The organism is Bacillus sp. BF2-3, assembly GCF_008368795.1.
In the GTDB taxonomy this organism is placed as follows: Bacteria; Bacillota; Bacilli; order Bacillales; family Bacillaceae_G; genus Bacillus_A; species Bacillus_A cereus.
The window spans coordinates 172,120-187,409 of record NZ_QOSA01000020.1; the positions used below are offsets into that span (position 1 = coordinate 172,120).

A 15,290-nucleotide genomic window follows, 5' to 3' on the forward strand; every position below is an offset into this window, starting at 1 on the left:
TTTTTGTTATATAAATATAAAAAATAGGAGGGAACTATGCAAATGAAAAGTACTAAAAGACATATTTCAATGGTTTCATTAGTTTTTCTAGTATTATTTTCAGTGCTGAATGTGTGGGCTCCAGTTATTCAAGCTGCTGTGATGAAAAGTCCAGTGGACGAAATTAATATTTCCCGTACTGATGGCACGACATCTGAACCGTATCAAGCCTCAGATGGTATGAAAGTAGAAGTGAAGTGGTCAGCTAAAGAAAAAATAAAAAGTGGAGATCAATTCACAATTGATATGCCAAAAGAGTTTCGAAAAGACCTTATGAATATGAGTTTTCCTTTAAAAGATGCTGAAGGAAAAACAGTTGGTACATGTGAGATGAAAAAGGGTCTATTAACGTGTACTATGGGGGATTACGTAGAAGGAAAGAATAACATTAAAGGTTCTTTATTCGTAGAATTCTACTTTGGTCTAGAAGCATATGATGGTGTTAAAGAAATTCCATTAGAATTTAACGTTGATGGTCAAATCGTCAATAAAGAAGTAAATGTAAGTAATACGACAGAGAGACCGAAGCCACAGCCCAATACAGATAATCTATTGAAATGGGGTTCTTATAATCAAGAAGATCCTTCGATTGCTGATTGGCTTGTATATGTAAATGCAACTGGAACAGAAATGCAAGATCTTAAATTAACAGATACATTAGGACCTGGGCATGAGTTAATTACAGACAGCGTAGTATTAGAAGAGGCTGTATTTGAAGATGGTTATGCACCAACAAATATTAAGCCAGCAGATTTATCTAACATTAAAATTAATGCAACAAAGGCTGGATTTACAATTGAGTTTCCAGACAGTTCAAAAGGTTATATTTTAAGATATAAAACAAAGATTACTAATCCTTCTGCAAAGCCTCATAAAAATACTGTGAAATTAGAAGGTAAAAATATTAAAACTGAAGAAAAAGTAGGACAAGTATTTGTAAGTGGTGGAGGGGGAACCGGTTCAGGTGACGATAATCCACCTAGTATTGAAAAAAATATAGTTGATGAGAATGGCAAGCTTGTAGAGAATGAGCAGCTAACACAAATGGATCAAGTGATTCAATACCAAGTTGGTACACATATACCGAACGATCCTCCTAAATACACATCAATGGTAATTCGTGATGATTTAGAAGATGTTTTAGAAGTATTAGAGGCAAAAGTATATGATCAAAATGGCCAAGATATTACTTCTAAAGGGACGTTAAAGATAGATAAGCAAAGAAGTGAAGTAACATTTACGTTTGGTGAGAATTTTGACTATAAGTCATATGAAGACCAGAGAATCAATCTTAGTATCAAGGCGAAAATTAAAAATAATGCAGACTTATCTTCTTACGTAGATAAGAAGATTCCTAATAAAGCGGAATTACATTTTGATGATAAAACATTAACATCAAAAGAAGTAACTATTACGCCGCCTGAAGCTCCAAAAGATGGTACAGTATCGCTTCATAAAATAGATTCTGAGAATCCGAACAAAGGGTTAAAAGGTGCCGAATTTGAAGTCCGAAATAGTGCAAATGAAGTTGTTGCAAAACTGAAAACGGACGAAAAAGGTTTTTCAGTACCTCAAACTTTAGCTCCTGGAACGTATAAAGTTTATGAAACAGTAGCACCAGAAGGATATCAAAAATTAAAAGAACCAGTAGAGGTTACACTTCAAGCTGGAGAAACAAAAACAATTGAAATTAAAAATACTATGCAAAAGGGTCAAATTGAAGTAAAGAAAATTGATTCGGAAAATGGTGAAAAACCATTAGCAAATGCAGAGTTTGATATAGTAAAAGACGGTGTAGTAGTCGAACATATTGTTACAGATAAAGATGGTAAGGCAATCTCTAAACCGTTAGCACCAGGGAAATATATTTTAAAAGAAACGAAAGCGCCTGAAGGCTACCAATTAAAAGAAGCAGAGTTCGAAGTAAATGTAACAGGGGACGACATATTCCCAATACAAGTGGAAAATGCAATGGTAGACAAAGGTAATATAGAAATTACAAAAGTGGACAAAGAAAACGGAGCAGTATTAGCGGGTGTCGAATTTGAAGTCCAAGATGAGAAAGATGAAGTAGTAAGAAAAGTAGTAACAGATAAAGATGGAAAAGCAAACGTTTCAGATTTATCAGTAGGAAAGTACAAATTAGTAGAGACAAAAAGCTTACCAGGTTATAAAAAGCTAACAGAACCAGTACCATTTGAAATAAAAAAAGGTATGACAAAAGCTTTAGCAATAAAAGTAGAAAATGAGCAGTTAGACAAAGGCTCAGTAGAAATTACAAAAATAGATAAAGATAGCCAAAAAGTACTAGAAGGCGTAGTCTTCGAAGTGCAAGATGAGCAAGGCAAAGTAGTAACAGAAGTAAAAACAGATAAAGATGGTAAAGCAAAAATCTCTGATTTATCAGTAGGGAAGTACAAATTAGTAGAGACGAAAAGTTTACCAGGCTACAAAAAGCTAACAGATTCAGTATCATTCGAAATTACAAAAGGTATGACAACAGTCCTATCGTTGAAAGTAGAAAATGAACAGTTAGATAAAGGTTCAGTAGAAATTACAAAAATAGATAAAGACAGCAAAAAAGCATTAAAAGGCGTAGTCTTTGAAGTGCAAGATGAAGCTGGAACAGTAGTAAAGGAAGTAAAAACAGATAAAGATGGTAAAGCAAAAATCTCAGATCTATCAGTAGGAAAGTACAAATTAGTAGAGAAAGAAAGTTTACCAGGCTATAAGAAATTAACAGAGCCAGTATCGTTTGAAATTACAAAAGGTATGACCGAGATCTTATCATTAAAAATAGAAAATGAAATGGTAGATACGGGAAATATAGAGATAACAAAGATAGATAAAGATAATAAAGCACCGTTAGCGGGAGTAACATTCATCGTACAAGATGAAAAGGGTAAGGAAGTTACGAAAGTAACGACAGATAAAGAAGGAAAAGCAAATGTTTCAGATTTACCTGTAGGAAAGTATGAATTAGTAGAGGTAGAAAGTTTACCTGGTTATAAAAAGTTAGAAAAACCAGTATCATTTGAAATTAAAAAAGGCATGACTGAGGTTCTATCATTAAAAGTAGAAAATGAAATGGTGGATACAGGGAATGTAGAGATAACAAAAATAGATAAAGATAGTAAAGCTCCATTAGAAAATGTTGTATTTGAAGTACGTGATTCAAAAGGAAAAGTAGTTGCGAAAGTAAAAACGGATAAAGAAGGAAAAGCAAACGTTTCAGATTTATCTATTGGAAAGTATGAGTTGGTAGAAGTAGAAACACCGGCAGGATACAAACCACTAGAAAAGCCAATTTCATTCGAAAATGAAAAGGGTAGAGTAACAGCATTACAATTGACTGTAGAAAATGAATTAGTGGATACAGGAAATGTAGAAATTACAAAAGTAGATAAAGAAAATAAAGATGCTTTAGCTGATGCAGTCTTTGAAATTCAAGATGAAGCAGGACAAGTAGTCGCTAAAATAACGACAGATAAAAAAGGACAAGCACAAGTTACTAATTTATCAGTCGGCACATACAAGTTAGTAGAAGTAAAGGCACCAAAAGGGTATAAACAATTAGTAGATCCGATTACTTTCCAAATTGAAAAAGGCATGACAAAATCTCTTGCTTTAACAGTAGAAAACGAAATGTTAGACAAGGGAAATGTGGAAGTAACAAAAGTAGATAAAGATAGTCAAAAAGTATTAGAAGGCGTAGTCTTCGAAGTACAAGATGAGCAAGGAAAAGTAGTAACAGAAGTAAAAACAGATAAAAATGGTAAAGCAAAAATCTCAGACTTATCTGTAGGAAAGTACAAATTAGTAGAGAAAGAAAGCTTACCAGGTTACAAAAAGTTAACGGAACCAGTATCATTCGAAATTAAAAAAGGTATGACAAAAGTCTTATCATTGAAAGTAGAGAACGAACAGTTAGATAAAGGTTCAGTAGAAATTACAAAAGTGGACAAAGAAAGTGGCGCAGTATTAGCGGGCGTAACATTCGAAGTGCAAGATGAAAAAGGCAAAGTAGTAACAAAAGTAACGACAGATAAAGAAGGACAAGCAACAATTTCAGATTTACCAGTAGGAAAATATAAGCTAGTAGAGGTAGAAAGCTTACCAGGATATAAAAAACTAGCGAAACCAGTATCATTCGAAATCAAAAAAGGTATGACAGAAGTTTTATCACTAAAAGTAGAGAACGAATTAGTAGATAAAGGCTCAGTAGAAATTACAAAAGTGGACAAAGAAAGTGGCGCGTTATTAAAAGGCGTAACATTCGAAGTGCAAGATGAAAAAGGCAAAGTAGTAACGAAAGTAAAAACAGATAAAGAAGGAAAAGCGAAAATTTCAGATCTATCTGTAGGGAATTACAAACTAGTAGAAGTAGAAAGCTTACCAGGCTACAAAAAGCTAACAGAGCCAGTATCATTCGAAATTAAAAAAGGTATGATAGAAGTCTTATCATTAAAAGTAGAGAATGAACAGTTAGACAAAGGTTCAGTAGAAATCACAAAAGTAGATAAAGATAGTCAAAAAGCATTAGAAGGCGTAGTCTTCGAAGTACAAGACGACAAAGGAAAAGTAGTAACAGAAGTACAAACAGATAAAAATGGTAAAGCAAAAATTTCAGACTTATCTGTAGGAAAGTACAAATTAGTAGAGAAAGAAAGCTTACCAGGCTACAAACAATTAACAGAACCAGTATCGTTTGAAATTACAAAAGGTATGACAGAAGTTCTATCATTAAACATAGAAAATGAAATGGTAGATACGGGAAATGTAGAAATTACAAAAATAGATAAAGATAATAAGGCACCGTTAGCAGGTGTAGTCTTTGAAGTACAAGACGACAAAGGCAAGGTAGTAACGAAAGTAACGACAGATAAAGCTGGAAAAGCAACAGTTTCAGATTTATCAGTAGGAAAGTACAAGCTAGTAGAAGTAGAGAGTTTACCAGGCTACAAAAAATTAGAAAAGCCTGTACCATTTGAAATTACAAAAGGTATGACAAAATCTTTAGCGTTCACTGTAGAAAATGAAATGGTAGATACGGGGAATGTAGAAATCACAAAAATAGATAAAGACAGTAAAACACCATTAGAAAATGTTGTATTTGAAGTACGTGACTCAAAAGGCAAAGTAGTTGCGAAAGTAACGACGGATAAAGAAGGAAAAGCAAACGTTTCAGATCTATCAGTAGGAAAATACAAATTAGTAGAGACGAAGAGCTTACCAGGTTACAAAAAGTTAACGGAACCAGTATCATTCGAAATTACAAAAGGTATGACAAAAGTCTTATCATTGAAAGTAGAGAACGAACAGTTAGACAAAGGTTCAGTGGAGATTACAAAAATGGCCGCTGAAAGCAAGGAAGTCTTATCAGGAGCTGTGTTTGAAGTTCATGATGAAAAGGGAAAAGTAGTAGTGAAAGTAACAACAGATAAAGATGGAAAGGCAAAAATCACAGATCTATCTGTAGGTAACTACACACTAGTAGAAGTAGAAGCACCAAAGGGATATGAAAAATTAACTAATCCAATTCCATTTGAAATTACAAATGGAATGATAAATGCAGTTCAATTAGAAGTATTAAACAAATTGAATCATTTAGCACCACCAGGTCCAGAAACACCAGATCCAGAAAAGCCTGGAACACCAGATCCAGAAAAACCTGGAACACCAGATCCAGAAAAACCTGGAACACCAGATCCAGAAAAGCCTGGAACACCGGATCCGGAGAAACCTGGAACACCGAATCCAGAAAAACCTGGAACACCAGATCTAGAAAAACCTGGAACACCAGATCCAGAAAAGCCAGGGACACCGAATCCAGAGAAACCTGAAAAAGAATTACCGAAGACAGGGCAGAAAATGCCTGTGGAACCATATATGGGAGCACTTCTTGTAATGATGAGTTTTGGATTACTCGTATTAGGTAGAAAACAGCAGAGATAATAAAGGTGAAAAGGTATCCTCAAAGTATTTGAGGATACCTTTTTTAGCATAAAAAAAAGCATCTAGCAAAAGTACTAGATGCAAATAAAAACACAAGGGAAGACAAAATTCTTCCCTTTTCCCGTATGTAATTATATCAAAAAATTTATAAAAAACTAGCTATATTTAAAATATAATTTTTAAAAAAGTTATATACATAAATAATTGCAATACGCGCAGTTTTATCTTTCTGAAAAATCCATTTCTTTAATTTCGAATATTAAGACTAATGTTGATAAATCTTCAGATAATTAGAAAAAATACCCAAAAGGATATATAATATTGCTTAATAAATAATTTTAATGAATTACATATATTTCATTTGGTGTATTAATTGAATATCATAATTTTAAATTTTATTAAGCAAGAATCTCGGTTACTTATTGCATTTCTAACATAGGGTGAGATAGAAAAATACAATAGTGTGGAGGTTTTTATAATGACGTTTGTTCTTAGTAAAATGAATGGGTTTAGCATAGAAGAAAAGGTACATGAATTTGAATCTAAAGGATTCCTTGAAATCTCAAATGAAATCTTTTTACAAGAGGAAGAGAATCATCGTTTATTAACACAAGCACAGTTAGATTATTATAATTTGGAAGATGATGCGTACGGTGAATGCCGTGCTAGATCTTATTCAAGGTATATAAAGTATGTTGATTCACCAGATTATATTTTAGATAATAGTAATGATTACTTCCAATCTAAAGAATATAACTATGACGATGGCGGGAAAGTTAGACAGTTCAATAGCATAAATGATAGCTTTTTATGCAATCCTTTAATTCAAAATATCGTGCGTTTCGATACTGAATTTGCATTTAAAACAAATATAATAGATACAAGTAAAGACTTAATTATAGGTTTACATCAAGTAAGATATAAAGCTACTAAAGAAAGACCATCTTTTAGTTCACCTATTTGGTTACATAAAGATGATGAACCAGTAGTATTTTTACACCTTATGAATTTAAGTAATACAGCTATTGGTGGAGATAATTTAATAGCTAATTCTCCTCGAGAAATTAATCAATTTATAAGTTTGAAGGAGCCTTTAGAAACTTTAGTATTTGGACAAAAGGTCTTCCATGCCGTAACGCCACTTGGAACAGAATGTAGTACGGAGGCTTTTCGTGATATTTTATTAGTAACATTTTCTTATAAGGAGACAAAATGAGAGAGAATAAAATAATTATGATTTCTGGAGCCAATAGCGGTATAGGTCATGCTTGTATAAAATACTTTTTAGAAAAATCATTTTATGTAATAGCGCTTGATATTCATAATAATAATTTAATAGATTATATGAAAACAGATATGCCTTTGAAAGTAGTGCAAATTGATTTAAGTAATAGCGAAGCGATTCATAATCTTTTTACTCAATTAGATTTAGAAAAGCTTTCTCCTGATATATTAATAAATGCAGCTGGTATTCGAGAGATAACACCTGTTTTACATTTATCCGATGATATGTTTAAAAAAGTAATTGATGTAAATTTAGTAGCCCCATTTATCCTTTCTAGGGAAGTAGCTAAGCGATGGTGTGAATCGAAAATAAAAGGTTGTATTGTGAATATAGCATCGGTTTCTGGATTAATGGCTGAACCAGAGCGAGCTGCTTATGTTGCATCAAAGCATGCTTTAATCGGATTGACTAAACAGATGGCTATGGAATTTGGGAAGCAAAATATAAGGGTAAATAGCATTTCTCCCGGTGTTATTAGAACCGAACTTACAGAAGAATACTTTAGTAATAAAGCCTTGATGTCTATGATAAAAAGTAATCAATCTTTAGATACTTGGGGGTTGCCGCAGGATATTGTTTCATGTATTGAGTACTTGATTTCTGATCAGGCCCGCTTTATTACTGGTTCTAATTTTGTAATTGATGGTGGTTGGACTGCTGGGAAAAATTTATAATTGAGTGTTTTTGAGGAAAAGCACCTGTCCTTTTTTTAGGCTGGTGTTTTTCTTACTATAAACCGAGTTTTTATTGGAGGGGGATTAATTTGCTTCAAAAGAGTTTTAAGCAAGAGAAAACGGTACCGGCCTTAAAGATGATAGCATCAATGGTTATCTTTGGATCAGTTGGATTTTTTTCTGTTCAAACAAACTTACCTTCGTTTGAATTAGTGTTTGTAAGGTGTATTTTTGCGACAATATTTTTAAGTGTATGCTGGTTGCTTACAGGGCAATATAAACAAGATAAATGGGAACGAAAAGAAGTTATTCAAGTTTTAATATGTGGTTTTTTCTTAGTATTTAATTGGGTTTTCTTATTTAAAGCCTTTGAAAATATGTCAGTTACCATTGCTATCTCAGTTTATCATCTTGCACCAGTAATTGTACTGTTAATTGGAAGTATCGTCTTTAAAGAAAAATTAACATTCATATCTATCATTTCAATAATTGTGTGTTTTGCAGGAGCTTTATTAATTGCTGGTATTGATGGAAGCTTCTCTGTCGGCTCATTAATGTCTTCAGGTATGATATGGGGATTTCTTGCGGCTCTCTTTTATGCATTTACAACTTTATTTGGTAAAGGGATTAACAAAATGAGTGCGTATGCAATGACATTTTTACAAACATTCTTGGGGATATTTCTTTTAATACCATTTATAGATTTAGATGCTTTTAGTGGCCTCACTCAAAGTAATTGGACATATATTATAGCTACTGGTTTTATTCACACAGGGATAGTATATTATCTGTTTTTTGATAGTTTACGCTATTTATCTACAAAAACCATCTCAATATTAGTTTTTTTAGATCCGGCAGTGGCAATATTATTAGATACTGTACTTACTGGATTCCGTCCAACTTTAATGCAAATAACAGGAATTCTTTTTATTTTTATTGGCATGACTTTAACATTAAAAAAATCTAAAGATAAAAAACTAAGCCAAAAAGAAAAGCGAATTGAAAGCGATGCTAGTATATCTCAACAATAATGAAATATATTGTGTATAAAACGATAAACCTTGCATGAATCATGTAAGGTTTATTTTAGTTCAATATAATTCATATTTATAATACATAATTTTCAAAACTGAGGTATGTGTTTCTTTAATATGCTTTTGATTCAACTATTTTTATTTGACTATAAATTTACAAAAATGTATATAAAACCTTATTTTTTGATAATATATAAGTAATAAATTCATAGAATTGGAGTGATGAGATGCAGCCGTTAGAAAGGGAGATTCATTCTAATATGCTGAAAGTGTGGAGGATGCACGCTTTAATTGGGGCGGTAGTTATACTAACAGTCGTAATTGCGTATTTCTTTTTTATGATTAACTTTAACTGGTGGGGCTGGTTGTTCGGACTATTAGTAACAGGAGCTATTACATTTATTCCCCTTGATTATTTTGTGTTTCCAAATTTACGTCAACGCTATTATAGTTACAGATTAAATGAAGAAGAGATTGAGATTCAAAAGGGAATGTTTGTTGTAAAACGCGTACTTATTCCGATGATCCGTGTGCAGCACGTAACGATTGAGCAAGGGCCGATCATGAGAAAGTATAATTTAGCAGAATTACATATTTCAACAGCCGCAACTTCTCATAGTATTCCAGGTTTAACGAAAGAAGAAGCAGAACAGCTGAAAAGACAAATTGGAGAACTTGCGAAAGTGAGTGATAAGGATGTATAAGAGGCAACATCCGATTACGATATTGTTAGGTATTAGGATTGCGAGTTTGTTGCCACTTATTATTCTTGTTTTATTTAAACCTGATGAACAAGTGGAACCTTGGTATTTATTTTATCTTTTTCTTCTGGTTGTTTTATTCATCATGGCTATTTTTTCAGCAATTAAATGGTATTTTAAAGTTTACTGGATTGAGAATAATATTTTACATATAAAGCACGGTGTTTTTGTAAAGAAGGAAAGCTATTTAAATAAAGAGCGTGTACAAAATATTAGTACGTCTTCTAACATCATTTATCAAATGCTCGGACTTATGAAGTTAAATATAGAAGTAGCCGGTGGTGGTAATGAACCAGAAGTGATGTTGGCTGGTATTAAAGAAGACGAGGCAAAACATTTAATTTCTTTATTACATAAGAAAGAAACTACTGTAAAAGAAGAAATAGAAGAGGAAGAAAGCAAGACGGTTTATCAGTTAACAGCGAAAGAGGTTTTAGCCGCAGCGATTACATCTGGTCGGTTCGGACTAGTGTTCTCTGGGCTAGTACTTCTTTACACAAAGTTTGATTTTGTTCTTCCTGAAGGATTCACAAGTAAAGTAGAAGTGTATGTGATGGGAAACGGTGTTTATAAACTAATTGTAATTGCATTAATTTTAATGGCAATTTCGTGGATTATTTCCACGGCTGGATATGTGTTGAAATATGCAAACTTTAAAATTGAGCGAAAAGGGGAAGAGATTCGTATCGTTCAAGGATTATTTGAAAAGAAAGAGTTTGTCTTAAAATTGCACCGCATTCAAGCGATTACTGTAAAAGAAGGTATGCTTCGCCAGCCGTTTGGCTATTGTGCTGTTGAAGTGGAAGCAATTCAAAGTATTGGAGCAGCAAGTAACGAAGTAATGTTGCATCCATTTATGAAGAAAAAAGATGTACAGCACCTGATCACATATTTAGAGTTACCATATGAAATCGAAGCGGAGATCGTTCACTTACCAAAAACAGCGTTGCGTCGTTATTTCATTATGGGCTGGTTAATAAGTATCATACTCACAGTTCTAATTGCCAGCGTGAGTATATATTTTAAACAATATATTGCGTTGTTTGTTATTTTACCGTTATTTATCGTGTTTTCGTTACTTGCGTATGCTAGATATAAAAGTGGCGGTTATGAATTAAGAGAAAATCAACTAACGGTTGTATATCGTAATTTTTCGAAATATACAGGAATAATGCGAAGAAGACATGTTCAAGCAGTAGGTTATAATCAATCGTATTTTCAAAGAAAAGATGAATTATGTACAACTCTTGTAGCGGTAGCTGGGCGCGGTTATGAAGTAAAGCATATGAGAAAAAAAGATTCACTTCGTATATATAATTGGTACAAAGAAAAAGGAAACACCGGTGTGTAATGGTGTTTCCTTTTTGTCATTAAATTGATATCTTTAGTCGAATCGTTGATATATTTCAAGATATGATAGATATATTCGGAAAATCGTTGATATATTTCAAGATGTGATAGATATATTCGGAAAATCGTTGATATATTCAAAGATGTGATAGATATATTCGGAAAATCGTTGATATAATTTCACGTACTGTTAGTGTTGTATTATGTTTTAATTAAACTAACACATCAAAAGTAGTCACAAAAGATGGACGAGAGAAAATACTCTTTTGCTGTTCCGCATGTGGATGCGCTGGAGCTTGTCCTTCTGCTTGTACAGGGCGTTTCTTATGAGCGTTTTCGAATGAACGTGATTCTGTCCAGTCTTTAAAGTTTTGCTCTGTTTCCCACATCGTTAAGATGACGTATGTATCGTTACTTAATGGACGTAGAACACGGATTGCTTGGAATCCTGGTTCGTTTTCAATAAGGCCTGCGCGGTTTTTAAAACGGTTTTCAAATACAGGGCGACCTTCGTCTGTGACAGAAATGTTGTTACAAACGATATAGCCAGGTTGTCCTTTAAATTCACCGACAGCATCTAGTACGTCATACTGAAGTGAACCTTCTACAGATTCTTCTGTATTTTCTTTATAAAACATATTTTTTTCATCATTTTTTGCAGTGAAATGTGCTTGTTCTAGAGGTGTTTCGTATGAAATAATAGCCTTCATTTTAATGCCCCCTTAATAGTTTGTTTCTATTATATCAACTCTCTTAAAAAACTTCGAAGATTATATACATAAAGATACTTCTTTTTCAAATAATAAATGTACCATCATTTGGAAAGAAGGACGATGTATGAAGAAAGTAAAGTGGACTTTATTAGGCGGCGTCGCAACGTTCGTAGTAGCGATTGTAATCTATAAACTTATCGTGTTAGCTGGTGGCTATATGATGGATGAAAAGCAGCTCGTTTTCCACTCTTCATCACGTATCGTTGACCAGAAAGGGAAAGAAATTACGAAATTATACGTAGAAAATAGAGAGCTCGTACCAATCGAGCAAATTCCGAAGTATGTGCAGCAGGCGTTTGTTGCGGTGGAAGATTCTCGTTTTTATGAGCATCAAGGGATTGATTATCCGTCTATATTCCGTGCTCTTTATAAAGATACGTTAGCTGGAGAAAAGGTAGAGGGCGGTAGTACCATTACGCAGCAACTCGCTAAAAACGTCTTTTTAACTCGTGAAAAAACATTTACGCGCAAATTGAAGGAAGTCGCAATTTCTCTTCAATTAGAGCAAAAATATACGAAGCAACAAATTCTTGAAATGTATATGAATCATATTTATTTTGGGCATGGGGCTTACGGCATTCAAGCGGCAGCAAAGTTGTATTTTAATAAAAATGTTGAGGATTTAACAGTAGAGGAAGGGGCAATGCTTGCAGGCCTTCCGAAGTCACCAAACGGATATTCACCGTACTATTCTGCAGAGAAGAGTAAGGAACGCCGTGATCTAGTGTTGTCACTTATGCATAAACAAGGCTATTTGACTGCAGAAGAAAGCGTTCGTTATCAAGGGAAGACAATTGCTCTATATAAAAATTTAGATGAGAATGAGCTTGCATATATGCCGTATATTGATATGGTCATAGATGAAGCCGCTCGTTTATACGGATTGTCTCATCAAGAAGTACTTCGCGGAGGATATACGTTTGTCGTACCTATGGATGAAAAGATTCAAAAGGTAGCATATAACCAGTTTCAAGATGCAAGGAATTTCCCTGGGAAAGAAGAGGGGGCGCAAGGTGCTTTCTTATTAATGGATAATCGTACGGGAGGGATTAAAGCGGCGATTGGGGGAAGAAAGTACGTCCCGAGAGGATTTAATCGTGTTTTTGCCAAAAGGCAGCCTGGATCTGTTTTAAAACCACTTATCGTTTATGCACCAGCACTAGAAACGAAAAAGTATAATCCGTATTCTTTATTAACGAATGAAAGAAATTCTTTTGAAGGGTATGAACCTCGAAATTATAATCATGAGTATTCAAAAGAAATGACGATGTATGATGCGATTTTAGAGTCGGCAAATGTACCGGCAGTTTCTTTATTAAATGAGTTAGGGGTAGAAGAAGGAAAGCAATATTTAGAAAAAGGAAATGTTCATATTGCAGATGCTGGTTTAAGTACAGCGCTTGGCGGATTGAAAAATGGCGTTTCAACATTTGATCTTGTAAAAATGTACCGTTCATTTTTAGCAAATGGAAATATTATCGAGCCGCACGTTATTGATAAAGTATTAAACAGACACGGTGCAGTCATTGGGGAATCTCCAAAAGTAGAGACGAAAATCTTCTCGAAGCAGACAGCATGGTATATGACGAAAATGTTAGAAGGAGTTGTGAAGGAAGGAACAGCGAGAGTTGGTGTATATAACGGTGCGTTAGCTGGGAAAACAGGTACAACTTCATTGCCAAATGACGATAAGGGAGCAAGAGATATGTGGTTCGTCGGCTATACACCAAACTTAGTAGGCGCTGTTTGGATTGGTTATGACCGCACGGATAAGGAGCATCAGTTGCAAGGAGAAAGTGCATCTGCGACAAAATTGTTTAAGAAAATTTTAACGAAGGCTAATGTAGAACATAAAGAGAAGTTTATGAAGCCTGAAGGTGTGGAAACAATCGGCGCTCCGATTCGGCTGCGCAAAATTGAAGATGTAAAAATGAAATTATCATTTAGCCCTTTCGGTTTATTTAAAGCAAAATTAAGCTGGACGCCACTTCCAGATAACAGAATTATGTACCGAATCTATAGAGTGGAGAACGGAATTCATACGCATGTTAGCACTGTAAATGGTGCTGGAGAATATGAGGAAAAGTTCGTTAACATATTTTCAAAACCGAGCTTTTACGTTGTACCATATAATACACAAACGAATCGTGAAGGAGAAAAGTCAAAAGTAGCTAAACCATAGTTTTTCTCTGTGTTATAATAAGAATGTTGTGAAAATAGTAAGCGTTTTTAAGAATGTTTGTGTCAATTTAATGAACAACGTACATAATATTATGCATTTTGTTTTTACAAGCTGTATAGTAAAAAAAGATAAATATCGAACGTATTCGAAGCATTGGTAAGGAAGGGAGCAAGGGTCTTGGTAAGAACTATAAATGAGACATTTTTAAAAGCATGTAGGGGGGAACGTACCGATTATGTACCAGCATGGTATATGCGTCAAGCAGGTCGTTCACAGCCGGAATATAGAAAGATTAAAGAAAAGTATTCTTTATTTGAAATTACACACAATCCAGAGTTATGTGCTTACGTTACAAAATTGCCGGTTGATCAGTATAACGTAGACGCAGCAATTCTTTATAAAGATATTATGTCACCACTACCTGCAATTGGTGTGGATGTAGAAATTAAATCAGGTATTGGCCCAGTTATCGATAACCCAATCCGTTCTTTACAAGACGTAGAAAAACTAGGGGAAATCAATCCAGAAGATGACGTACCGTACATACTAGATACAATTCGTTTATTAACGACAGAAATGTTAGACGTACCGTTAATCGGTTTTTCAGGAGCTCCATTTACATTAGCGAGCTATATGATTGAAGGCGGTCCATCTCGTAACTACCATAATACGAAAGCGTTCATGTATGCAGAGCCAAAAGCTTGGTTCGCTTTAATGGATAAACTAGCAGATATGGTTATTACATATTTAAAAGCGCAAATTAACGCAGGAGCAAAAGCAGTTCAAATTTTCGATTCTTGGGTTGGAACAGTAAATGTAGCGGATTATCGCGTATTTATTAAACCAGCAATGGAGCGTATTTTTGCAGAAGTTCGTAAGATGGGTGTTCCAATGATTATGCACGGCGTAGGAGCTGCACACTTAGTGAATGAGTGGCACGACTTACCGCTTGATGTAGTCGGCTTAGATTGGCGCTTACCGATTGAAGAAGCACGTGCACGGGGCGTTCATAAGGCGGTACAAGGTAATATGGACCCTTCATTCTTACTTGCACCATGGTCTGTTATTGAAGAACATGTAAAAGGTATTTTAGATCAAGGGATGAAACAGCCGGGTTATATCTTTAACCTAGGTCACGGTGTATTCCCAGAAGTAAATCCAGATACATTAAAACGTTTAACTACATTTATTCATGAATACTCTAAAGGGCAGTTAGCGAAGTAAAGGAGCATTGCTG

General features: G+C 34.3%; 9 protein-coding genes. 8 read left to right on the forward strand and 1 reads right to left on the reverse strand.

The window, feature by feature from the left end; all coding sequences use genetic code 11:
- The first annotated feature begins 36 nt into the window (after window positions 1-36).
- The 6 genes from DN401_RS16465 to DN401_RS16490 all read left to right on the forward strand — a co-directional run bounded on the left by DN401_RS16465 (window position 37) and on the right by DN401_RS16490 (window position 11,099).
- Window positions 37-5,994, forward strand: coding sequence for a SpaA isopeptide-forming pilin-related protein (locus DN401_RS16465; RefSeq protein ID WP_149287871.1), 5,958 nt, complete (start codon window positions 37-39; stop codon window positions 5,992-5,994).
- A 478-nt stretch (window positions 5,995-6,472) separates the two neighbouring features.
- Window positions 6,473-7,210, forward strand: coding sequence for a 2OG-Fe dioxygenase family protein (locus DN401_RS16470; protein ID WP_000144813.1), 738 nt, complete (start codon window positions 6,473-6,475; stop codon window positions 7,208-7,210).
- Window positions 7,207-7,953 carry an SDR family NAD(P)-dependent oxidoreductase gene (locus DN401_RS16475; RefSeq protein ID WP_001208947.1) on the forward strand — a complete coding sequence of 249 codons (747 nt, stop codon included), beginning with the start codon at window positions 7,207-7,209 and terminating at the stop codon, window positions 7,951-7,953. Before DN401_RS16470 ends, DN401_RS16475 begins: the two co-directional genes overlap by 4 nt.
- 89 nt (window positions 7,954-8,042) lie before the next feature.
- Window positions 8,043-8,984, forward strand: coding sequence for a DMT family transporter (locus tag DN401_RS16480; protein ID WP_000939625.1), 942 nt, complete (start codon window positions 8,043-8,045; stop codon window positions 8,982-8,984).
- A 230-nt stretch (window positions 8,985-9,214) separates the two neighbouring features.
- Window positions 9,215-9,691 (forward strand): PH domain-containing protein, encoded by a 477-nt coding sequence (locus tag DN401_RS16485; protein ID WP_001182728.1) that lies wholly within the window; start codon window positions 9,215-9,217, stop codon window positions 9,689-9,691.
- Window positions 9,684-11,099: a PH domain-containing protein gene (locus DN401_RS16490; RefSeq protein WP_000278133.1), complete on the forward strand. Its 1,416-nt coding sequence runs from the start codon at window positions 9,684-9,686 to the stop codon at window positions 11,097-11,099. The genes DN401_RS16485 and DN401_RS16490 overlap by 8 nt, the downstream gene beginning before the upstream one ends.
- A 211-nt stretch (window positions 11,100-11,310) precedes the next feature.
- Here the strand turns inward: DN401_RS16490 and hmoB are convergent, their stop codons facing one another.
- On the reverse strand, window positions 11,311-11,808 hold the full coding sequence (gene hmoB / locus DN401_RS16495) for a heme-degrading monooxygenase HmoB (RefSeq protein WP_000644067.1): 498 nt from the start codon (window positions 11,806-11,808) through the stop codon (window positions 11,311-11,313).
- 127 nt (window positions 11,809-11,935) lie between these two features.
- Here hmoB and DN401_RS16500 point away from each other — a divergent pair, with 127 nt between their 5' ends.
- On the forward strand, window positions 11,936-14,053 hold the full coding sequence (locus tag DN401_RS16500) for a transglycosylase domain-containing protein (RefSeq protein WP_000756286.1): 2,118 nt from the start codon (window positions 11,936-11,938) through the stop codon (window positions 14,051-14,053).
- 177 nt (window positions 14,054-14,230) lie between these two features.
- A complete protein-coding gene (hemE, locus tag DN401_RS16505; protein WP_000252605.1) occupies window positions 14,231-15,277 on the forward strand; it encodes a uroporphyrinogen decarboxylase in 1,047 nt (348 codons plus the stop codon).
- Window positions 15,278-15,290 lie beyond the last annotated feature (13 nt).